Here is a 21,755-nt window from a genome sequence, read left to right on the forward strand (position 1 = left end):
TCCTATAAGGTCACGCCACCGAGCCATTCGCATGCATCGGCACCACCTACCAGGCCGACCAATCGATCCAAGGACAACAAAATCGCGTCAGGCTTACGGTGAGTCAGACCCAGCAGGTGATGCCACCTACATCCTCACTGGCTTACGGGCACTTGACGGGGTGGTTGGACACCTGCCGCCCTCAGGCTGGGCCCTTGAACTCGACCAGCTGGTCCTGCCTCAGGCTGACTTATCCATACGGTGGTGGGGCTGACCTCACCTCCGTTCTGGCTGGGCCGCCGGAAGCTCACACAGCCGCCGCCCTAGCTTTCTGACACCGAGCTGCCTTGATTTTGGCGACGTTCCTTGAGCCCTGAGCGCATGGTAGTGAAAATCGCGACTCCCATGGCCACTGCGGTGAACCACAGGCCCGCAGATCCCTGAACGGCAAGCGTTACCGAGACGATCAGGAGCACTACGGCAAGCATGAGAAACGCCCATCGTCCGGCGGCCATCATTTCCCCTGTTCGGTGGATTGGTGGAGCCTGCGGGCTGCGCTGGACTTCGCATCGTGCCCGCGAAACGCCAATGCGACCACCAACGTCGCTATGACGCCGGTCAGTATGGACGGCACGAAGCCGATAGAACGCCAAAGGAGAGCGAACGGCAGGAACCCGGCCGCGTACACGGCCAAGCTACGGAGCGCTCGGGTCCTAGTGGTCATTGGCTGAGGCCATGCATGCGGCTGTCTCGGACCTTCAGGGCGATGAAGACGACGAGCTCAAGGAGCAGCACGATGACCCACAGAGCCAACGCGATCGCTCCGTAGAAGTACTCCTCCGGCATCCCCGCCCCGAAGTTCGCGCCGGGTTCCATGTGCCACGGCGTGGAGAACCAGTAGAGCGCCAGAGCCGGCAATCCCGCGGCCAGGGACCAAAAGGTGACCCAGTAGAGCCGCTGGCGGGCGAGGCGCAGGCCGAGGTTAACCACCCAGAGCACGGTCACTCCTAGGATCAGTAGATCCGCGGGCGAGGGCCTCATGCGGCTGTCCGTCGTCGGGGCCGCAGGAGCGCGCACCGGCCGATCGTCTCGGTACGTGTCATGTCTGAGTCCCCCGGTGCCATGCCGCCAAGCCTACTGCTGAGAATCACCGCCTGTCTGTCAGCCCGCCCAGTTATCGGCAGGCGCCGGCTTGTGCCATTTCTCTGGGTCGAAAAAAGTAGCCCTAGTTGAGATGCCGAACTGCCGGGTCAGCAGGACTCGCTTGAAGTGTGACTCGGAGGCGTCCACTTGTGCGGGGAGCAGCCCGTGCAGTTAGGGATCTTTCAACGGGACACCTCCATTCGTCCAGCGCCTCAGGTAAAAGTGGACAAAAGCCGGGGCAGTCACATGGGCTTGTTTGTGTCACTGGTTCTCTCGGTGCTCGACCTACTGCTTCGACCGTCGCTTGAATAGCATCACTGCGAAAACCACACCAAGCACGACGAATCCTACTGCGGCAATGATGATAACCATGAGCGCGGTAGTTCTGTCGTTTGACCCACCCAGTTGCCCCGTAACGAGCGACTAGATAATAGTGGCCGCCCCCGCCAAAATCATAAAAATGGCGCCCACGCCAAAGTACTTAGCCGTTCCGACTTCTGCCGCCATCTCACCAGGCTCGCCGAGACGCTTATTCCAACCGCGATTCAGTTGGGAAATCCTTTCCCGCTGCCAGAATCCCAATGCCCCGATGACCATGGCAGTCACCCCCACGAGAATATTCCTGGCCTGATCAACTCCTGTATCGGCGTCGATCACAAGGGTGCTGGCCCAAACCGAAGCCGTGCCTGGGCCGAGATGTGACGTGTGTATAAGCTGCTCGGCCTCCCGAGCTTAGGCACCATTGAGGCGGGGCAGTCCAGGCCCCGCCGCATAGGAGATGGAAGGTGTCCGCTGAAGGATCCCATAACGGAACCTGTTGTTACAACGAATGTGGGCGGTCCCCGCGGAGTCAACTATCCAAGCCTGGGCGTCCTGTCGCCCCCAATTCCTGTGACAGGACGCCAACTGTCTAGTTCTTGTCGAGTGCAGGAATACCGAGCTGGGCGCAGACCTCGGCCGGGCCGGGGATGACGGCGACGGTGTTGTCCACGACGCACTCGGTCAGAAACGGGACATAGTTGCCGAGGGCCATGCTGACCGGCCCGGGCCAGAGGGGGTTGCCGTTCTGGTCCTTGTCCGCACCCTCACGGAGGGGACGTTCCCCCCGAGGGCCGGGGGGCGGAGATACAAAACCGTCCGGGATGAGGTCGTCAGTGAGTCCGCCGGGGTTCATCCCTCCTAGATCCCATACCTTGCTGCACTGGTTGATGGGGTCGTTGATCTGTTTCATTCCGGCATTCTTATCGTCCGGGTTTGGGTTGTTCTTGGCGTCGAATCCGGTGATGAAGATCCCGGTGGTGATGTAGGGGTTCTTCGTTTCTCCGGGGACCCCTACAACAGGAGGTCTGGTGGTGAGGTCGGCATGGTAGTAGCAGCGGATGTCCCTTTTGTCGTCCACCGGCGCCAAGGCAACATAGACGCCGGCGGCCGTGGTGCCAGCCAGTGCCAGTCCGGCGAAAGTCAGAATTGCCGGTTTGCGCCACCGCGGGCTTAGCTTGGGCGTCCGGCGGGCTTCCTGGACGAGGAGCTTCTGGACACGGCTCTTCGTGTCTCTCGGGTAGGTCACTTCAGACAGATTCATGACGTCCTCGCTTCAACGATCATCGTGTCGACTTGTTCGACGGGCTCTAGTGCCCGGTTCATGGCGCCCAGCTTGGCGCGTGCACGATGCAGTCTCGATTTCACTGTGCCGATTCGTACGCCGAGGGTCTTGGCGGCCGCTTCTTGGCCGACGCCGTTCATCAGGCAAAGGACTACGACGTCACGTTCACCGTCATTCAGACCGGCGGTCGTATCGAGTAGCTCCCGGACGGACCGTTCTGCGTCAATCCTTGAGGCGACCGATTCTGCATGGTCTGCTTCGTGTTGGCCGTGCCGGGGATCGGAGTGCGGCAGCCTGGCCAAGAAGTCGGCGTGCCGCCGGGATCCCCTGGCGCGGTTGCGGTTCGCGTTCGTCGCCACACCGAGCAGCCACGGCAGCAGGGTGTCCCTCTCGGGTCTGAGCCTGTTCCGTTGTCGCCACGCCTCCAAGAAGGTGATCGAGACGAGTTCCTCCGCGTCGTGCCAGGAACCACAGCGGGACAGACAGTACCTGAAGACTGCGTCCGCGTGCCTGTCGAACAGGACACCGAATGCGTCAGCGTTGCCTGAAATGCATTCACGCCACAGGTCTTCGTCGGTTTCCCCCATTAGCCTCATGCCTTGTAGTGTCCGCAGGATCCGAAAAGGTTCCCATTCCGACAAATAGTTTGCGCGGTTTGCAGGACAACCGCACACCCGCCCCAACAACCCCTATCGTCCGATTGCCGGACGTCGCCTCAAGAGACCGTCCTGTCAAGCGATGGGCAAAGGGTCGCGCATTGCGTATTACATCCTCGCCGGCGCTCATCGTGGGATGCGTCGGGGCCGCGTGGATTTGGGGGAATCGATCCTGACCGCAGGTGGATACTTCAACCAGGTATTGCGCGTCGAAGCCTATCGGAGGAGCCAGCAGTTGCGGTCGACTGGGTGCCGAGCACTGATTCACCGTTCCAGCTCCTCAGACCCGGAATACCGATGAGTGTGACCTCCCCCGTGGTTAGCTTTAGCCCTACCCACGAAAGAAGCCTGATGAAAACGGACACTGAAGTACTGGCAGCCGACATGGTGCGATTTTCGTCCTTGCTAAGACACATGAATCTCTCTGTAGTGGCGCTCAAATACGAATCCCTTGCCAGAGCGCTTCAGAGCGAACCATCGGAAGAGTCCGTGGAAGAGGTTCGACTGTGGCTCCGCTCGTCAATGAAGGGCGGCAGCGGAAGCCTCAGTGACCGGTACGTGCAGAAAGACGGAGCGGTGGATGAAGTCCTCAACGCCGATTACGAAGGGCTCCTCCAGAAGTTCACGGATTTCGTCAATGCTGAGCCGGAATCGAAAGAGAGCGCGGCTGCTGCCATGTTCGCCAATGGAAGCACTTACTTCCGTCTGATCGAAGCCCCCGTCCGCAATGGATGGTTTTCCCTCAAAGGAACCTTCACTTACGAAGTAGCGACTGCGCCGGGAGTCACACGGCGGGTGACGTTGGATCAGCTCGGTGAAGCTGTCGGCTATGGACCGCAGGACTCCCGGAAGGACTGGCAGGAGTGCCAGATGGTTGCAGACCGACTCTTCAGGGAGGGACGCAGGGACGATTGGGTTCACTACTCCAGCTCCTATGTCGTTCCAGACGAGACACTCCGAAGGGATTGGTAGCGATATTCGCAAGAAGGAGCGTCTACCTGAGGCCGGGACTAGGGGATGGGGACAGTCTGGCTCTGACGGAGCTGGGCGATGCCGATGACGGTGAGTGCGGCCGTGCCCAGCAGGACCAGGATCAACAGCCCCAGCAAAGGGAGTTCGTGGATGGCGAGCTGCGGAATGCGGCGCGAGGGTACTGCCAGAACGCCAATAAAGGCGCCGACCAGGCCGAAGTAGCTGCCGGTCATGAAACTGCGGCGGGCTTTGATGTTTCTCTTCCGGATGGCCCATAGTCCTGCTGTTAGTGTGCAGAGCGTCAGCACTGAGAGTGCGTGGAGCCAATTGAAGCCGTCGTCGATGGTCCTGATTCCGAACGAGGTCAGCACCACGACATACATGGAAACAGCCCAGATTCGGCCCACGATCCGGTGAACGCGGCCGCCTTTGGTCCGGCGGAGCAGGTGCACGGCTCCGAAAATCAGTGAGTAGCTGGCGGCGATTGCGTGAAAATAACCCGTCACTCAATGCAGGCTTTCGCCGCTGACGCCCGGTCCCGGCAGCGGAATCATGCCGTCGGAGCCGACGGGGGACCCAAAATCCTGCTCAGCGTGACACGTAACACCACTACCCCGCAGCTACTCCCCCGTGGCGGCAGGCCGGAGCGTTCCGATCAGCTGGTCTATCACGCCGGCGTCCTCGATCGTCGAGGGCACCACGTAGTCCTCGCCGTCGGCGATCTGGCGCATGGTCTTGCGCAGGATCTTCCCGGAGCGGGTCTTGGGCAGTGCCTCCACCACGGTGACGTGCTTGAAGTCCGCGACGGCGCCGATGTCGCGCCGGACCAGGGCGACCAGGTCCTTCACCAGGATCTCCTCGGGCACGTCCACCCCCGATTTGAGGACCACGTAGCCGCTGGGGCGCTGGCCCTTCAACGGGTCCGCGAGGCCGATCACGGCGCATTCGGCCACGGCCGGGTGCTGGCCGATCACCTGCTCCATGGCGCCGGTGGATAGCCGGTGGCCGGCAACGTTGATGATGTCGTCGGTGCGGCCCATCACAAAGAGGTAGCCGTCCTCGTCCCGGTAGCCGGAGTCGCCGGTGGCGTAGTAGCCGTCGAAGGCCTGCAGGTAGGAGGAGATGTAGCGCTCATCGTTGCCCCAGAGCGTCGTCAGCGTGCCGGGCGGCAACGGGAGGGCCAGGACGATGTTGCCCTCGGTCCCCGCCTCGACGTCCGTGCCGGCGCCGTCGACGATATTCAGCTTGAAGCCGGGCATCGGCACACTGGGCGAGCCTGCCTTGATCGGCAGCCCGTCCAGGCCCCGCGGGTTGGCGCAGATGGCCCAGCCGGTCTCGGTCTGCCACCAGTGGTCAACCACCGGCACGCCGAGGATGCGGGAGGCCCAATGGAAGGTGTCCGTGTCAAGGCGTTCGCCCGCGGCAAACAGGGTGCGCAGGCTGGAAATGTCGTACTTTTCAAGCAGCTTCGCCTCAGGATCGGTCTTCCGGATGGCGCGCAGGGCGGTGGGTGCGGTGAACAGCACGTTGACCTTGTGGTCCTGGATGACCCGCCAGAACGCGCCGGCGTCCGGCGTGCCCACGGGTTTGCCTTCGTAGAGGACGGTCGTGGCACCGGCCAGCAAAGGCCCGTAGACGATGTAGGAGTGCCCCACGACCCAGCCGACGTCGGACGCGGTCCACATGACGTCCCCGGGTCCGATGTCGTAGATGTTCTCCAGGGTCCAGCTGAGCGCGACAGCGTGGCCGCCGTTGTCCCGCACCACGCCCTTGGGCGCGCCGGTGGTCCCCGAGGTGTAGAGAATGTAGAGCGGGTCCGTGGCCTTGACATCCACCGGGGCGGCCGGCGCGGCGGCTGCCATCTCCGCGTCCCAGTCCAGCCAGCCTGCGTGGCCGGCCACCGAGGAGGCGAAGCCTTCCCTGGCCTTCACCAGGACCGGAACGTCCGGCGTTCCGGCCAGGCCGAGGGCCTCCTCGACGGCGGGGAGGTATTCGATCCGACGCGAGGGCTCTATCCCGCCGGAGGCCGTGACAACGGCGGCGGGGGCCGCGTCGCGGATGCGGGCGGCAAGTTCCTTGGGCGCGAAGCCGCCGAAGACGACCGAGTGGACAGCGCCGAGCCGGGCCGTGGCGAGCATGGCGATCGCCGCTTCCGGGATCATCGGCATGTAGATCACGACGCGGTCGCCCTTGCCGACACCCTGGCTGCGGAGGACCCCGGCGAACCGGGCGACGAGGTCCGTCAGCTCCGCATAGCTGTACCGCCGTTGTGTGCCGAGCATCGCGGAGTCGTAGATCAGGGCGTCCTGCCCGCCCCGGCCTTCCGCGACATGACGGTCCAGCGCGTTATAGGAGGTGTTCAGGATCCCGTCGGGGAACCAGTCGTACAGCGGCGCCCTGCCGGAGTCGAGGGCACGCTGCGGCGGCGCGGACCACGAGATCTTTCCTGCGGCCTCCAGCCAGAATGCTTCGGGCTTCTCCAGGCTTCGCATGTAGCTGTCCCGGTAGTTCTTCGTAACCATGAAAGTGAGTCCCGTCCACGACGTTGTGATGGAGCTCATGGTAGCCCCGCCCGGGCACCCGACACAAGACTCATGTATACACAACAGTCGCCCTTCAGCCTCTTAATGGCGGAATGCTGGGCAAATTGAACTTCCGTGTATACACTGGATCCGTCAGTCAACGAAGGAGTCGGGATGCGCGCGAGCGACAAGGCCTATGCGGCCCTGCGTGAGGACATCATTGAATGGCGTCTCCTGCCCGGGACGGTCCTCGCCGAAGTGGAGCAATCCGAACGGCTTGGCATCTCCCGCACACCCCTGCGCGAGGCCCTCAGCCGGCTCAGTGCGGAAGGCCTGACGACGACGGCCGGCGGCCGCGGCGTCGTCGTCACCGGCATTTCGCTGGAGGACATCGACGAACTTTTCGAACTGCGCGAAACCCTCGAGGGCAAGGCCGCGGCGCTGGCCGCCGAACGCGGTGACGCCGCCACCTTTGAACAGCTCCGCGATGAACTCCGTGCGGCCCCGGCGCTGATCAGCGGCGAGGATCCGGCCCGGCACGCCTACTACGGGCTGGTCGGCCGGCTGGACACGGCCATCGACGCCGCGATCCAGAACTCCTACCTTGCCCAGGCGATGCGCAGCCTGCGCGTCCACCTGGTCCGGGTCCGCCGGCTGGCGGCCGACGACGCCGAACGGCTCACCGCTGCGGCCGCCGAGCACGCCGCCATCGCCGAGGCGATCGCCGCCGGCAATCCCCGCCTGGCCGAGGCCGCCACCACGCTTCACCTGCACCGCAGTCTTTCCCACGTCAAAGCCACCCACGTACCTCACTAACTAAGGAGCATCATGGTCAAGGAACACCACGTCCGCGTTTACAAGAGCGAGGAAAACCTGCCCCGCGAGGACCAGCTCGCCTTCAAGATCGCGACCGTCGCCGCGGATCCCGTCGCCGTCTCCGACGAGGTCACCGACATGGTGATCAACCGCGTCATCGACAACGCCTCGGTGGCCATCGCCTCACTGAACCGAGCGCCGATCGTCGCGGCCCGCGCCCAGGCGCTCACCCACGGCCCCACCACCGGCGGCAAAGGCTCGAAGGTCTTCGGCATCGAAGAACGCGTCTCCCCCGAATGGGCGGCGTGGGCCAACGGCGTCGCCGTCCGTGAGCTCGACTACCACGACACCTTCCTCGCCGCGGACTACTCCCACCCGGGTGACAACATCCCGCCGATCCTCGCCGTCGCCCAGCACGTGGGCTCCAGCGGCCAGGATCTGATCCGCGGCATCGCCACCGGCTACGAGATCCAGGTCAACCTGGTCAAGGCCATCTGCCTGCACAAGCACAAGATCGACCATGTCGCGCACCTCGGCCCCTCCGCCGCCGCCGGCATCGGCACCCTGCTGGGGCTCGACGTCGAGACCATCTTCCAGTCCGTCGGGCAGGCCCTGCACACCACCACCGCCACGCGGCAGTCCCGCAAGGGCGAGATCTCCACCTGGAAGGCGCACGCCCCCGCGTTCGCCGGCAAGATGGCCGTCGAGTCCGCGGACCGGGCCATGCGCGGCCAGACCTCCCCCGTGCCGATCTACGAGGGCGAGGACGGCGTCATCGCCTGGATGCTGGACGGCCCGGACGCCTCCTACATGGTGCCGCTGCCGACGCCGGGCGAAGCCAAGCGCGCCATCATGGACACGTACACCAAGGAGCACTCGGCCGAATACCAGGCGCAGGCGTGGATCGACCTGGCGCGCAAGCTCCACGGCGAGCACCCCGAGGTCACGGACCCGGCCAATGTGGCGTCCGTGCTGATCAAGACGAGCCACCACACGCACTACGTGATCGGCTCCGGCGCCAACGATCCGCAGAAGTACAGCCCCACGGCCAGCCGCGAGACGCTGGACCACTCCATTCCGTACATCTTCACTGTCGCCCTGCAGGACGGCGCCTGGCACCACGTGGATTCCTACGCCCCGGAGCGCGCCGCGCGCCCGGACACCGTGGACCTCTGGCACAAGGTCACCACCGTCGAGGATCCGGAATGGACCCGCCGCTACCACTCCCTCGACATCGCGGAGAAGGCCTTCGGCGGCACGGTTGTCATCACGCTGACGGACGGCACGGTCATCACCGACGAGATCGCCGTCGCCGACGCCCACCCGCTGGGCGCCCGGCCCTTCGCACGGGAACAGTACGTGAACAAGTTCCGCACCCTCGCCGCAGGACTGGTCGCCGAAGAGGAAATCGAACGCTTCCTGGCCGCCGCCGCCCGCCTGCCCGAGCTGGCCGCCGGCGAGCTGGACCAGCTCAACATCAAGGCCGCCGACGGCGTGATCGACCTGGCCGCAGCTCCGAAGGGACTCTTCTAAATGCTGTACTCGAAGGTCACGCCGGAGCAGAAGCGGATCCGGTTCCGCGAGCTCCTGGCGTCCGGGACGATCCAGCAGTTCCCGGGCGCGTTCAACCCGCTCTCGGCCCGGCTGATCGAGGAGAAGGGCTTCGCCGGGGTCTACATTTCCGGCGCCGTCCTGGCCAACGACCTGGGCCTGCCGGACATCGGGCTGACCACGCTCACCGAGGTGGCCACCCGCGCCGGGCAGATCGCGCGGATGACGGACCTGCCCAGCATCGTCGACGCCGACACCGGATTCGGCGAGCCGATGAATGTGGCCCGCTCGGTCCAGGAACTCGAGAACGCCGGCCTGGCCGGCCTGCACATCGAGGACCAGTTCAACCCGAAGCGCTGCGGCCACCTCGACGGCAAGAACGTCGTGGACCTGGAGACCGCCACCAAGCGCATCCGGGCCGCTGCCGATGCCCGGCGCGACCCGAACTTCCTGATCATGGCGCGGACCGACATCCGTGCCACGGATGGGCTGAAGGCCGCGCAGGACCGCGCCAAGGCGCTCGTGGAGGCCGGTGCTGACGCCATCTTCCCGGAGGCCATGAAGGACCTCAGTGAGTTCCAGGCCATCCGTGACGCCGTCGACGTGCCGATCCTGGCCAATATGACCGAGTTCGGCCAGAGCGCGCTGTTCACAGTGGAAGAGCTCGCCGGCGTCGGGGTCAACATGATCATCTATCCGGTGACGCTGCTCCGTAGTGCCATGGGCGCTGCGGAGCGTACGCTGGAATCGATTAAGGCTGACGGTACCCAGGAAGCCCAGGTCGGGAACATGCTGACCCGGGCGCGTTTGTATGACCTCGTGGACTACGAGGCGTACAACAGCTTCGATGCCGGGGTTTTCAATTTCCAGATCCCCGGACAGTAAGCCCAGCATCGGATTCCCGGCTCCGGCCGGGCCAACACAGGCGACAGGAACAAAGGAGTTTCAGCATGGCTGAACAAGAGATCAAAAAGGGCCTCGCCGGCGTCGTGGTGGATTACACCGCGGTCTCCAAGGTGAACCCGGACACGAATTCACTGCTCTACCGCGGATACCCTGTGCAGGAGCTGGCCGCCAGCTGCAGCTTCGAGGAAGTCGCCTACCTGCTCTGGAACGGCGAGCTCCCCACCCCGGAGCAGCTGGCGGAGTTCACGGCGCGGGAACGCGCCGGCCGCGCGATCGATCCGGTGGTGAAGCAGGTAGTGGACGCATTGCCCACCACCTCGCACCCGATGGACGTCTGCCGCACGGCGGCCTCCGTCATGGGCGCACGGCACCCGCTCGCGGAGGACTCCTCACGGGAGGCCAACATGGCCAAGGCTGTGGACCTGTTCGCCGCGATGCCGGCGATCGTGGCGTATGACCAGCGCCGAAGGCACGGCCAGGACGTCGTGGCGCCCCGCGACGATCTGGGCTATTCCGCCAACTTCCTCTGGATGGCCTTCGGCGAGGAGCCCGTCCAGGAAGTCGTCGAGGCCTTCAACGTCTCGATGATCCTGTACGCCGAGCACTCCTTCAACGCCTCTACCTTCACGGCACGCGTGATCACCTCGACGCTCTCGGACCTGCATTCGGCCGTGACCGGCGCGATCGGCGCGCTCAAGGGTCCGCTGCACGGCGGTGCGAACGAGGCCGTCATGCACACCTTCGACGAGATCGGCATCCGGCCGGAGGAGTCGCTGGAGGAAGCCCACACCCGCGCGAAGGCGTGGATGGAGGACGCCCTGGCGCACAAGAAGAAGGTCATGGGCTTCGGGCACCGCGTCTACAAGCACGGCGACTCCCGCGTGCCCACGATGAAGGCCGCCCTGGACAAAATGATCGCGCACTACGGCCGGCCGGAACTGCTGGGGCTCTACAACGGCCTGGAAACGGCGATGGACGAGGCGAAGGCCATCAAGCCGAACCTCGACTACCCGGCCGGACCCACGTACCACCTCATGGGCTTCGACACCCCGACGTTTACTCCCCTGTTCGTCGCCAGCCGCATCACCGGCTGGACCGCGCACATCATGGAGCAGTTGGACTCGAACTCCCTGATCCGCCCGCTCAGCGAGTACAACGGCGTCGAGGAACGGCACCTGCCGTAGCTTCGGGTCCTGCAGCACGAACGACGGCGGGCCGGTCACCTGGAAAGGTGGCCGGCCCGGCTTGTTGTTCGTCGCAGGGTCTCTCACCCCGGCGTGGAGGGATACCGGACCGACGCCACCGTTTCGTTGTCCTCGTTGAGGACCACGACGACGTCGATCCGCTCCCCTGCCAGGGCGGGAGGCAGCCAGTGCTCGGCGTCCTGCCACATGCGGTGCAGCGGAAGTGCGTCGACGGCGAACCATTCGGGCGTGATTTCCGGGCTTTCCGCGGGTTCGCCTTCCCAGGATCTGGCGGTGAACAGCCTGCATGACATGTTCCACTCCGTCCGGGAGGGAAAGATGAATTCGACGAGGCCGGCATGGGCCAGGTCCTCCTGGCGGACGACGACTCCGGCTTCTTCCCAGACCTCCCGGACCACGGCCTCGGCGTCGGTCTCCCCCACCTCGACGTGGCCGCCAAGGCCCACGATCTTGCCCGTGCCGAAGCCGGTCCGCTTCAGGCCCAGCAGCACTTCGGTGCCGTTCTCCGCGTCACGGAGCAGGAAGCAGAGGGTGACCGGAGTGTGCTTCATGTGCTCAACCTTATAACTGCCGCGGGCTACGCCAGCTACCCGGCCGCCGGGCCCTCGCCCACCAGCCGCGGGCGGAGTTCGACCGGGATCCCCTTGGCTGCGAATTCCTTGTCCATGGCCTGCTGCGGCGTGAGGCCCTGGTTGTTGGTCGCCTGGAATTCCCAGTTGAAGACGCTGGCCCACTCCTGCCGGACATCCCAGAGGAAACGGCCGTTGTGCAGTTTGGCGATGCGGAACCACGCGTTGCCGCCGTCGAGCTGGAGCGCCCGGACCCCGTCGTCCGAGATGGAGTAGGCGAGCCAACCGTCGGCGCAGCCCAGCACCGTGTAGTAGCCCTGTTCGGCGGGGGGAATCGGTGTGATCGCCGGCTGCCGGTCGTTGCGCAGCTGGTCGATGTTGGCCGGGGTGCACGCGACGCCGCCGGTGCTCAATGCTGCGGGGGCCGCTTCAGTGGGAGGCGCCGTGGAGGCGGCGGAGGGGCGTGGGGAGGCCGGCGTGGGGCTGGCGGTATCCGCCGGCGTCGGGCTGCCGGTCTGGGCCGGGCCGGGCGCGGGTTGCGGCATCAGGTTCCCGCCGAGAATCACCGCGCCCACTACGGCCGCGGCGGCAAGGATGGTCGCGGCCGCAGTCCGGGCGGCAGTGAGCCGCGCCGGCGTGCGCCCTGGCAGGCGGACAACGTTTGGATCCGTGGAATAGACGATGGAGCGGGCGGCGTGGCTGCCCGGTGTTGAGCCTGGTGCTTCCACCCGCGGCTTGGCATCCTTCATGAGCTGTTCGATGCGGTCCATGGCTAGTCCTTCCGTTCGGTCATGAGGTGGGAGGGTGCGGCCTTCGCGAAAGCGCGGCGGGCACGGTGCAGGCGGACCGCGGCAGCTGAAGGGGAACATCCCAGCGTCTGGGCCAGTTCAGCGGTGGTCAGATCGTCCCAGTAGCTGAGCATAAGAACCTCGCGGTCCCGCTCCCGTAACCGCACCAGCACTGCTGCCACGGCCGCCTGTTCTTTAGTGTCTGCTCCGGGGGTCTGGCTGCGGGCCTCTTCCTGCAGCCGGTCGGTGAGTTCCTGGCGGCGGTGTCGTCCCTTGTATTCATTGCCGATCACATTCCGGGCGGTGGCCAGCAGCCAGCCAATGCCGGGCGGCTCCGACAGTTGCTTCTGCCAGGCAATTCTGAAGACGTCAGCCGCCAGCTCCTCGGCGCGGTGGCGGTCATTGATGCGGCAGGCAATGTAGCCGTAGACCCGCGCGGAATGCTGAGTGTGCAGGTCAACGAACGCTTGCTCTTTGGCGGCCAGCATGGTGTTTCCCCCGGACATCGGATGACTTCTTCCTAATGGCTAAGTGTCCCGTGAAGAGTTCTTTCTTACACGCGGGCAAGAAAAACTTAGCGGGCCGAGGATTCTGGCAGGATGTGGTGATGCCATTCACGCTGCGCGAGGCCGCGCTCCCCGATGCACCGCAGATCGCTGAACTTCATGTGGCCACCTGGCGGGAGGCCTACTCCCATTTGCTCCCGGAGGACTTCTTCACCGACGAGCACGTCCAGGGCCGCCACCAGATGTGGACTCACCTCCTCCGGAATCCACGCGAGGAATGGATTATCAGAATCGCGGAGAGCAGCGGTCAGATCATCGGCTTCGCGTTCGCCGGCCCCAGCTTCAGCCCTGAGGGCCAGCAGCTCCCGCGCGATCGTCAGGTGTTCAGCATCTATGTAGCGGCAGCCCACCACGGCAGCGGGGTGGGACAGGCGTTGCTTGACGCCACGGCGGGTGATGCTCCCGCAATGCTGTGGGTCGCGAAGGATAATCCTCGGGCAGTGGCGTTCTATCGTCGCAACGGATTTGAATTCGACGGTGCGGAGCAGACCGACCCGGGTGCTCCAGACATTGTCGACGCCCGCATGGTGAGATGATTCGGCAACCGCAATGGCTTCTGGTGAGACTCGACCGGCATACATTCGGGCCATTGCCTCTCGTGCGGGGCCCCTGACCGTCATTGGGAGCACCGCGTCGGCGGTTAAGTCCGCAGTGGCAGCGGCCCACAGGACGCCCCAGAAATCATCTTCTCCAACGGGCATGCGCATGGGGCGACGGATGAACAACCCGACAGCTCAGTCGTGGTTCAAGAGCACAGCAAAGCACCTTCTCGAAGATCTGGACTTCTATACGGACCTCTTACGGCGCCACGGCGTCGAATACCAGGAGCTGCACTCCGACGATCCAGGAACCGTTCTCTACGAAGACGAGGTCCAGATCGTTGTCGCACCCCGCCAGCCCTGACCTGTAGCGGCCCGTGACTCAGCAGCACAGGTTGGCGTTCGCTCAGACCCGCCAAGTGGCGAGACGGTGGCTTTAGCCCAGCGCCCTCGGATGCGCGGCGGCATAGATCTCCCGCAGGGTGTCCGCGGTGACCAGGGTGTACACCTGTGTGGTGGTCACGGAGGCATGGCCCAGCAGTTCCTGCACCACCCGGACGTCCGCCCCGCCCTCGAGCAGGTGCGTGGCAAAGGAGTGCCTCAAGGTGTGCGGCGAGACGTCCTTGGTGATGTTGGCTTTCTCGGCGGCGGTCTTCAGGATCGTCCAGGCGCTCTGCCGGCTGATCCGTCCGCCGCGCGCGTTCAGGAACAGCGCCGGGGTCCCTTTGCCCTTTGCCGCCAGCAGCGGCCGGCCCCGGACTAGGTAGGCGTCGAGGGCGCGGGCGCCGAACGAACCGAGCGGCACCAGCCGTTCCTTGGAACCCTTGCCGAAAAGCCGGACAATTGCCGGGCCGGGCTCCTCCGCCGCTGCGGGCGTCTGCAGGGAGATGTCGTCGACGTCGAGGCCCACTGCCTCGCTGATGCGGGCGCCAGTGGAATACAGGAACTCCAGCAGCGCCCGGTCGCGCAGCCCCGTGGCCGTGTCTGTTCCTGCCGCCTCCAGGATCCTCGTCACCTCGTCGACGCTGATGGCCTTGGGCAGGCGTTTGCCGGGCATGGGCGGGTGGACGTCGCTGGCGGGGTCGGTGAGAGTGACACCTTCGAGGGCCCAGAACTTGTGGAGTCCGCGGACAGCCACCACCGTCCGGGCCGCCGACCGGATGCCCAGGGCCGATCCGCCGTCGGACCCGTCGGAGAGCGCCTGGACGAAACCGGTGACGTCATGCCGGGTGATCTCGGCCGGGCGCTGGCGGCCGGTCCGGGCCAGGTGCCCGGCGTAACGGGCCAGGTCCCGCCGGTACGCGGAGAGGGTATTTGCCGCCAGTCCGCGTTCCACCCCCATGTGCTGCAGGTAGTCCGTGATGGCGCGGTCAATTGCTGTCAGCGGCCGCGCCGGGGGCTGCGTGCGGGTGGTCGCGCGCGCCGGCTTGGCGGCCGCAGAAGAAGCCGTGGCCTGCAGGTGCGCAGGAGCCGGCGGCTCCACAGTCAGCGGTTCCGCCATCAGCGCTGGCTGGGGTGGGCGGGCCACGGCGCGTCGCCCGGGCGGAGGCCCTGGAAGTTGCCGTCCCGGGCGGCCGCGGCGGCGAGGATCCCGACGACGGCGGACGGGTTGTGCAGGCGCCCCTCCAGCACGGCTGCTACTGCGTCATCGAGCGGAATCCAGTGCAACTCGATTTCGGCTTCCTCGTCGGTACGGACGTGGAGTTCGTGGCCGGGCACGTCGCTCAGGCCCCTGGCGAGATAGATGCGGATGGCTTCGCTGGAGGACCCCGGGGAATTGAAGAAATCGGCCAGCACGTTCCACTGGCCGGCGACGAGGTCGGCTTCCTCGGCCAGCTCGCGGGCCGCGCCAACCACGAAATCCTCGCCTTCAACATCGAGGAGTCCGGCCGGAATCTCCCACAGGTCCATGCCGACAGGGTGCCGGTACTGCTTGATCAGCAGCACTTCGCCGTCGTCGTTCATCGGCAGGACTGCCACCGCACCGGGGTGGTCGATGTAGTCACGGACGAGCGGATCGCCGTCGTCGTTGAGCTGGAAACTGTCACTGACCACATCCCAGATCCGGCCTTCGTAGACCGTCCGGGAAGACAAAAGACGGCGCGGGCTCGGTTCGTCCGAAACCTGCCGTGCAGCATTGGGGGTTTCAGGGTTACCGGGCATCGCGCCGTCCTTTGATTCAGTTGGGTGTTACTTCGACGCTGCCGGGGAAGGCTTGGCCGCCGGCTTGGCAGCGGCGGCAGCGGGCTCGCCTGCCCCGTGCTGGTGCTCCAGTGCGGCCTTCACCAGGCCCGAGAACAGCGCGTGCGGCCGGGTCGGGCGTGAGCTGAGCTCCGGGTGTGCCTGCGTGGCCACGTAGTACGGGTGGACTTCGCGGGGAAGTTCGACGTACTCCACGAGCTTGCCGTCGGGCGACGTTCCGGAGAACACCAGTCCCTGGGCTGCAATCTGGTCGCGGTACTTGTTGTTGACCTCGTAGCGGTGGCGGTGCCGTTCGCTGACCTTCGTGGTGCCGTAGGTCTCTGCGACCACGGACCCTTCGTCCAGCTTGGCCTCGTACAGGCCCAGGCGCATGGTGCCGCCCAGGTCGCCCTTGCCGTCCACGAAGTCCAGCTGCTCTTCCATGGTGGCGATGACCGGGTACTTGGAGTCCGGCTCGAATTCGGAGGAGGAGGCGCCTTCGAGGCCGACCACGTTGCGGGCGTACTCGATCACCATGCACTGCAGGCCCAGGCAGAGACCCAGGACAGGAAGCCTGCTTTCGCGGGCGTACTTCAGCGCGCCGAGCTTGCCTTCGAGTCCGCGGATGCCGAAGCCGCCGGGAACACAGATCGCGTCGACCCCCTCCAGGGACTTGACGGCGCCTTCGTGGGTGTCGCATTCATCCGAGGGGACCCAGCGGATCTTGACCTTGGTGTCATTGGCGAAGCCGCCGGCACGCAGCGCCTCAGTCACGGACAGGTAGGCGTCCGGCAGGTCGATGTACTTGCCGACCAGGGCGATCTCAACCTCGTGCTTGGGGTTGTGGACCGCGTCCAGGAGCCTGTCCCAGCTGGTCCAGTCCACGTCCTTGAATGGCAGGTCCAGGGCGCGGACGATGTAGGAATCCAGTCCCTGGGAGTGCAGGGTCTTCGGGATGTCGTAGATGCTTGGGGCATCCGGGCAGCCGATGACCGCGTCGATGTCGACGTCGCACATGCGGCCGATCTTGTCGCGCATGGCCTGGGGCACTTCGCGGTCCGAACGGATCACGATCGCCTCGGGCTGGATGCCGATGGAACGCAGCGCGGCAACGGAGTGCTGCGTCGGCTTGGTCTTCAGTTCCTGCGACGGGCCGATGTACGGCACGAGGGAGACGTGGAGGAAGAACACGTTGCCGCGGCCGATGTCCTGGCGGACCTGGCGGGCGGATTCGAGGAACGGCTGCGACTCGATGTCGCCGACGGTGCCGCCGATCTCGGTGATGATCACGTCGGGGGCGTGCTTGCCCTCGGCGGGAAGCCGCATGCGCCGCTTGATCTCATCGGTGATGTGCGGGATGACCTGGACGGTGTCGCCGAGGTATTCGCCGCGGCGTTCCTTGGCGATCACGGTGGAGTAGACCTGGCCGGTCGTGACGTTGGCCGAGCCTTCGAGGTTCTCATCGAGGAAGCGCTCGTAGTGGCCGATGTCGAGGTCCGTTTCGGCGCCGTCGTCAGTGACGAAGACTTCGCCGTGCTGGAAGGGGTTCATCGTGCCCGGATCCACATTCAGATAGGGATCGAGCTTTTGCATTGTTACAGACAAGCCGCGTGCCCGCAGGAGGTGACCGAGGCTCGAAGCCGTCAGTCCCTTACCGAGCGAGGACGCCACACCACCGGTGACGAAGATGTGTTTGGTCGTCTTGGACGAGTCCGGAAACCGGGAATTTACACGGGAATTTGATCGCTGCACCACGGAGTTCGAGCCTATCATCAATTCGTCCTTCAAGGGGTCTGTTCGCGGCAAGCCGCTGTGATTGTCATCCCGGCAGCGTCCCGCCGCCGGTGGTGTGTTCAGCCCGGGGCGGTCATGCCTGCGGCAGGAGCCTGGCGTCGTCCAGCAGTTCCTGGGCGTGGGCCTGGGCGGATTCGGAGTCTTCCTGGCCGGCGAGCATGCGGGCCAGCTCCCGGACACGCTCCGCGGCATCGAGGAGCTGGACGTCACTGGAGGTGAAGCCGGTGGCAGTGGCCCCGTCGGCGCCGCGCACAGAGGTCTTGGTAACCCGGATGTGCTGGTCGGCGAACGCCGCCACCTGCGGCAGGTGCGTCACCACGAGCACCTGGACGTGCCGGGCGAGCATTGCCAGCCGGCGGCCGATCTCGACGGCGGCGCGGCCGCCCACGCCGGCGTCGACCTCGTCAAACACGAAGGTGGGGACCGGGTCGACGGCGGCGAGCACCACTTCGATGGCGAGCATCACGCGGGACAGTTCACCGCCGGAAGCGCCCTTGCCCAGCGGGCGGGCGGGGGCGCCGGAGTGCGGCTGGAGCAGGAAGGAAATCTCGTCCGCGCCGTACGGGCCAGGCGGGCCGCCGGACTCGACGTTGATCACCAGGGTGGCGTCCGCCATCGCCAGGGCCTTGAGTTCGGCGCTGACGCGGGCGGAGAGCTCCTTGGCTGCCTTCTTCCGCAGCTTGCTGATGGCGGCGGCCTGTTTGACCAGCTCAGCCTCGGCGCGGGTGACGTCGGCATCCAGCGCCTCGATCCGGGTGGAGTCGTCCTGCAGCTCCAGGAACCGCTTCCGGGCCTCCTCAGCCCACACCAGCACTTCGTCGATGCTCGGAGCGTACTTGCGCACCAGCTTCGCGAGGGCGGCGCGGCGGTCCTCGATCTCGGCGAGCCGTTCCGGGCCCTCGGTGTCCAGGGCGGCCTGGTAGCTGGCGAGTTCGGTGGCGATGTCGTTGAGCAGGAAGCCCACCTCGGCCAGCCGGGCGGCCGCGGAGCCGAGTTTCTCGTCGTGTTCGGCGACGTGCTCAAGGGTGCGTTTGGCGGCGTCGACCAGAGCCGTGGCGTCGCTGCCTTCGCCGAAGTCCTCCGCGATGAGCGCCTGGTGCGCGGTGCTGGCCGCGATCCGGAGTTCCTCGACGTTGGCGAGCTTGACCGCCTCGGCCTTGAGCGACTCGTCCTCCCCCGGCTGCGGGTCGACGGCGTCGATTTCTGCCAGGGCAACCTCGAGGGATTCGGCCTCGCGGAGGCGCTCCCGGGCGGCGCTGCGGAGCTCATCGAGCTCGGCCTGGCTGGACTTCCAGTGGGCGTGGAGCTCCTGGTAGCTGCCAAGGGTTGCGGCGAGGGTCTCCCCCGCGAATTTGTCGAGGGCACCGCGCTGCGCCACCGGGCTCTTGAGCCGGATCTGTTCGGACTGGCCGTGGACCACCACGAGGGTTTCGCCGATCTCCCCGAGCACTCCCACCGGCGCGGCGCGTCCGCCGAGGTAGGCGCGGCTGCGTCCGTCCGCGCCGACGCTGCGGGCGAGCAGCAGTTCGGCGCCGCCGTCGAACTCCTCGACCTCTGCTCCGGCCTCACGGGCTCGCGCCACGGCGGGGTGGCCGGCGTCGAGCTTCACGGTGGCCTCGGCGGAGGCGCTTTTAGCACCGCTGCGGACGGCGCCGGCGTCGGACCGTGCCCCGAGCAGCAGCCCGACGGCGGTCACCACCATGGTCTTGCCGGCACCTGTTTCACCGGTCACGACGCTCAGGCCGGGGCCGAGGGGCAGCGTGGCGTCGGTAATGACGCCCAGGTCGCGGATTCTCAGTTCTTCAAGCATGGGTCACTTCGCAGTCGATGGATCGGTGGTCTCGCCTGGCCCTGAGTGCGGTGGTCCGGCCTGCGGCGGCGTGGGAAGCGGGGGCATCGGCCGTGGTGTGCGGATGATCGGGACTGGTCCCGTGTGGATGGTGGCGGCCTGCGGCATGGGTCCGCGCCATCCCTGGATGGGCAGTTCGAATTTGCGGACCAGGCGGCCGGAGAAGGGCGTCTGCTGTGTGCGGGCGAGCCGCACGGGCGTGGCGGAGCGGGTTACTTCCACGCGCGCCCCGGGCGGGAGGTCCACCGATCGCCGGCCGTCGCACCACAGCACGCCCTGGGCATTGGTGCGGTTCAGGATTTCCACCGCGAGCCGGGACCGGGGCGAGACCACCAGCGGCTTGGCGAAGAGCGCGTGGGCGCTGATCGGCACGATCAGCAGCGCCTCGACCTCGGGCCACACCACCGGTCCCCCGGCCGAAAAGGCGTAGGCGGTGGAGCCGGTGGGCGTGGCCAGGACAACGCCGTCGCAGCCGAAGGAGGTGAGGGGGCGCTCGTCGACTTCGGTGACCACCTCGAGCATCCGTTCCCGGTTGCCCTTTTCGATCGCGGCCTCGTTGAGGGCCCAGGTGTGCCAGATCTTTTGCCCGCGGACCCAGACCTGGACGTCGATGGTCATCCGCTCTTCCACCGTGTAGTCGCGGCTCGCGATCCATTCGACGGTCTGGGCGAGGTCCGCCCTCTCGCTCTCGGCCAGGAAGCCGACGTGGCCGAGGTTGACGCCGAGCAGCGGCACGTCGACCTCGCGCACCAGCTCCGCTGCACGGAGGATGGTGCCGTCGCCGCCGAGCACCATGACGAGTTCGACGTCGGGCAGCATCACGTGGTCATGGAGGATCTCGACAGGCTGGTCGAGGCGTCCGAAGAAGCGGACCATGTCGCCGAGCTCTGTTTTGAGCATCACGGGAACGATGCCGGCGTCGTGGAGCCGGGCGCACGCTTCCCAGGCAGCCTTGAGGGACTCCTCGCGGCCTGTGTGGGCAAGGATGAGGACGCGCCTGCTCATCGGGTTCCGCCTTCTGGTGCTTCTAGTTCTTGGGCCAGATTGATCCGAGTAACGCAGCAACGGCTGCGTCCCGCTCTTCGATCTTAGGCAGGTCTGTTCCAATCCCGCGTCTTATCCACAGGAAGTACTCGACGTTTCCGTCCTGGCCTGGCAGCGGGCTGCTGGCGAGGCCTTTCAGTTCCAGCCCGGTATCCATGGCCGCCGCGGCCACTTTGCCCACGGCGAGGCGGCGCTCCCGCTCGGATGTGACGACGCCGGTGCGGCCCAGCCGGTCCTTGCCGATCTCGAACTGCGGCTTGACCATCAGGACGAGGTCCCCGCCCGGTTCTGTGCAGGCCGCCAGGGGTGCCAGCACGAGGGTGAGGGAGATGAAGGACAGGTCCGCCACCGTCAACGCCACGGGGCCGCCGATCTCTGCCGGGGCCATGTAGCGGACGTTGAGGCCTTCGTGGACGGAAACCCGGGGGTCGTTGCGGATCGCGGGGACCAGCTGGTCATGCCCGACGTCGACGGCAACGACATGGTCCGCGCCGCGGCGCAGCAGCACGTCGGTGAAACCGCCGGTGGAGGCTCCGGCGTCGAGGCACCGTTTGCCGGCGACCTTGACGGCGGGAAAAGCGTCCAGCGCACCGGCCAGCTTGTGCCCGGCGCGGCTGACGTAGTTGTCCTCGCTGGAGGCGGCCACGTCGAGGCTCGTGTCGTCGCCGACCTGGAGGGATGCCTTGGCCAGCACTTCCCCGTTGGCGCTGACTTTGCCTTCGGCGATGAGGCGGGCGGCATGGGTGCGCGACCTCGCCAGCCCGCGGCTCACGAGGGCCTGGTCAAGCCTGCTCATTCGCGGAGTCTCCTGGTGAAGTGGTGGTGACGGATTCGTTCAGCGCGGCCAGCAGGTCGTCGTGCAGTCCTGCGTAGACCTCCCCGTGCTGGGCCACCGGCAAGTCCCGCAGCTCGGTGAGGCGGTCCAGCAGGGCGTCGACGGCGGGATCCCGGGAGCCGGCGGCTTCGGCGGGCTCCGGCGGGGCTGGCGCGGCCGGAGCCGCCGGCCGCGTGACCTGGGCTTCTCCCGTGTTGGGATCCTGTTCGGTGACGTGGTTCGGCTCGGTCATGGTCC

General features: G+C 66.1%; 22 protein-coding genes and 1 pseudogene. 7 read left to right on the plus strand and 16 right to left on the minus strand.

Translation table 11 applies throughout. From position 1 onward, the window contains the following. Positions 1-699: 699 nt before the first annotated feature. The 4 genes from AC1DF4_RS18665 to AC1DF4_RS18680 form a co-directional block, all read right to left on the minus strand. On the minus strand, positions 700-1,020 hold the full coding sequence (locus AC1DF4_RS18665; protein WP_476914269.1) for a hypothetical protein: 321 nt from the start codon (positions 1,018-1,020) through the stop codon (positions 700-702). Between the two features lie 525 nt (positions 1,021-1,545). After that, a complete protein-coding gene (locus tag AC1DF4_RS18670; protein ID WP_476914270.1) occupies positions 1,546-1,779 on the minus strand; it encodes a hypothetical protein in 234 nt (77 codons plus the stop codon). A 253-nt stretch (positions 1,780-2,032) separates the two neighbouring features. Continuing rightward, the gene (locus tag AC1DF4_RS18675) at positions 2,033-2,704 is read right to left on the minus strand and encodes a hypothetical protein (RefSeq protein ID WP_476914271.1); all 672 of its coding nucleotides are present in this window, start codon (positions 2,702-2,704) and stop codon (positions 2,033-2,035) included. Beyond that, on the minus strand, positions 2,701-3,312 hold the full coding sequence (locus AC1DF4_RS18680; protein WP_476914272.1) for an RNA polymerase sigma factor: 612 nt from the start codon (positions 3,310-3,312) through the stop codon (positions 2,701-2,703). The genes AC1DF4_RS18675 and AC1DF4_RS18680 overlap by 4 nt, the downstream gene beginning before the upstream one ends. A 420-nt stretch (positions 3,313-3,732) precedes the next feature. Between AC1DF4_RS18680 and AC1DF4_RS18685 the strand changes: the two genes are divergently transcribed. After that, positions 3,733-4,353 carry a hypothetical protein gene (locus tag AC1DF4_RS18685; RefSeq protein WP_476914273.1) on the plus strand — a complete coding sequence of 207 codons (621 nt, stop codon included), beginning with the start codon at positions 3,733-3,735 and terminating at the stop codon, positions 4,351-4,353. A 38-nt stretch (positions 4,354-4,391) separates the two neighbouring features. Here AC1DF4_RS18685 and AC1DF4_RS18690 read toward each other — a convergent pair whose 3' ends face one another. Together AC1DF4_RS18690 and AC1DF4_RS18695 are read right to left on the minus strand one after the other, a co-directional pair. Further along, positions 4,392-4,859 carry a DUF2306 domain-containing protein gene (locus tag AC1DF4_RS18690; RefSeq protein ID WP_476914274.1) on the minus strand — a complete coding sequence of 156 codons (468 nt, stop codon included), beginning with the start codon at positions 4,857-4,859 and terminating at the stop codon, positions 4,392-4,394. A gap of 114 nt (positions 4,860-4,973) precedes the next feature. After that, on the minus strand, positions 4,974-6,875 hold the full coding sequence (locus tag AC1DF4_RS18695; RefSeq protein WP_476914295.1) for an AMP-binding protein: 1,902 nt from the start codon (positions 6,873-6,875) through the stop codon (positions 4,974-4,976). Between the two features lie 174 nt (positions 6,876-7,049). On the opposite strand from AC1DF4_RS18695, the pseudogene AC1DF4_RS18700 reads away from it, so the two are divergent. The 4 genes and pseudogenes from AC1DF4_RS18700 to AC1DF4_RS18715 all read left to right on the plus strand — a co-directional run. Next, positions 7,050-7,708, plus strand: a pseudogene (locus AC1DF4_RS18700) (GntR family transcriptional regulator); the annotation flags it as partial. Continuing rightward, a complete protein-coding gene (locus tag AC1DF4_RS18705; protein WP_476914275.1) occupies positions 7,704-9,224 on the plus strand; it encodes an MmgE/PrpD family protein in 1,521 nt (506 codons plus the stop codon). The pseudogene AC1DF4_RS18700 and the gene AC1DF4_RS18705, both read left to right, overlap by 5 nt. Continuing rightward, a complete protein-coding gene (gene prpB, locus AC1DF4_RS18710) occupies positions 9,225-10,127 on the plus strand; it encodes a methylisocitrate lyase (RefSeq protein ID WP_476914276.1) in 903 nt (300 codons plus the stop codon). A gap of 65 nt (positions 10,128-10,192) precedes the next feature. Continuing rightward, positions 10,193-11,332 (plus strand): bifunctional 2-methylcitrate synthase/citrate synthase, encoded by a 1,140-nt coding sequence (locus AC1DF4_RS18715; protein WP_476914277.1) that lies wholly within the window; start codon positions 10,193-10,195, stop codon positions 11,330-11,332. An 83-nt stretch (positions 11,333-11,415) separates the two neighbouring features. Here the strand turns inward: AC1DF4_RS18715 and AC1DF4_RS18720 are convergent, their stop codons facing one another. Genes AC1DF4_RS18720 through AC1DF4_RS18730 form a run of 3 tightly spaced genes read right to left on the minus strand, consistent with a single transcriptional unit; the run spans position 11,416 to position 13,216 of the window. Beyond that, on the minus strand, positions 11,416-11,904 hold the full coding sequence (locus AC1DF4_RS18720; protein ID WP_476914278.1) for an 8-oxo-dGTP diphosphatase: 489 nt from the start codon (positions 11,902-11,904) through the stop codon (positions 11,416-11,418). 35 nt (positions 11,905-11,939) lie between these two features. Next, a complete protein-coding gene (locus tag AC1DF4_RS18725) occupies positions 11,940-12,692 on the minus strand; it encodes a hypothetical protein (protein WP_476914279.1) in 753 nt (250 codons plus the stop codon). A 2-nt stretch (positions 12,693-12,694) separates the two neighbouring features. Then, on the minus strand, positions 12,695-13,216 hold the full coding sequence (locus AC1DF4_RS18730) for an RNA polymerase sigma factor (RefSeq protein WP_476914280.1): 522 nt from the start codon (positions 13,214-13,216) through the stop codon (positions 12,695-12,697). A 32-nt stretch (positions 13,217-13,248) separates the two neighbouring features. Between AC1DF4_RS18730 and AC1DF4_RS18735 the strand changes: the two genes are divergently transcribed. Together AC1DF4_RS18735 and AC1DF4_RS18740 are read left to right on the plus strand one after the other, a co-directional pair. Further along, the gene (locus AC1DF4_RS18735) at positions 13,249-13,812 is read left to right on the plus strand and encodes an N-acetyltransferase family protein (RefSeq protein WP_476914281.1); all 564 of its coding nucleotides are present in this window, start codon (positions 13,249-13,251) and stop codon (positions 13,810-13,812) included. Between the two features lie 181 nt (positions 13,813-13,993). Further along, a complete protein-coding gene (locus AC1DF4_RS18740; RefSeq protein ID WP_476914282.1) occupies positions 13,994-14,179 on the plus strand; it encodes a hypothetical protein in 186 nt (61 codons plus the stop codon). 72 nt (positions 14,180-14,251) lie between these two features. Here the strand turns inward: AC1DF4_RS18740 and xerD are convergent, their stop codons facing one another. The 7 genes from xerD to AC1DF4_RS18775 all read right to left on the minus strand — a co-directional run bounded on the left by xerD (position 14,252) and on the right by AC1DF4_RS18775 (position 21,750). After that, positions 14,252-15,316, minus strand: a complete 1,065-nt coding sequence (gene xerD, locus AC1DF4_RS18745) for a site-specific tyrosine recombinase XerD (protein WP_476914283.1) — start codon at positions 15,314-15,316, stop codon at positions 14,252-14,254. Continuing rightward, positions 15,316-15,978: an NUDIX domain-containing protein gene (locus AC1DF4_RS18750; RefSeq protein ID WP_476914284.1), complete on the minus strand. Its 663-nt coding sequence runs from the start codon at positions 15,976-15,978 to the stop codon at positions 15,316-15,318. The genes xerD and AC1DF4_RS18750 overlap by 1 nt, the downstream gene beginning before the upstream one ends. A gap of 27 nt (positions 15,979-16,005) precedes the next feature. Then, positions 16,006-17,769 (minus strand): CTP synthase, encoded by a 1,764-nt coding sequence (locus AC1DF4_RS18755; protein ID WP_476914285.1) that lies wholly within the window; start codon positions 17,767-17,769, stop codon positions 16,006-16,008. 94 nt (positions 17,770-17,863) lie between these two features. Next, positions 17,864-19,600: a DNA repair protein RecN gene (recN, locus tag AC1DF4_RS18760; protein WP_476914286.1), complete on the minus strand. Its 1,737-nt coding sequence runs from the start codon at positions 19,598-19,600 to the stop codon at positions 17,864-17,866. A gap of 3 nt (positions 19,601-19,603) precedes the next feature. Continuing rightward, on the minus strand, positions 19,604-20,644 hold the full coding sequence (locus AC1DF4_RS18765) for an NAD kinase (RefSeq protein ID WP_476914287.1): 1,041 nt from the start codon (positions 20,642-20,644) through the stop codon (positions 19,604-19,606). Between the two features lie 22 nt (positions 20,645-20,666). Further along, entirely contained in the window at positions 20,667-21,479 is an 813-nt protein-coding gene (locus tag AC1DF4_RS18770; protein ID WP_476914288.1) for a TlyA family RNA methyltransferase, read from the minus strand. Next, a complete protein-coding gene (locus AC1DF4_RS18775; RefSeq protein ID WP_476914289.1) occupies positions 21,466-21,750 on the minus strand; it encodes a hypothetical protein in 285 nt (94 codons plus the stop codon). The genes AC1DF4_RS18770 and AC1DF4_RS18775 overlap by 14 nt, the downstream gene beginning before the upstream one ends. Positions 21,751-21,755 lie beyond the last annotated feature (5 nt).

Source organism: Arthrobacter sp. 05N429 (assembly GCF_056397045.1).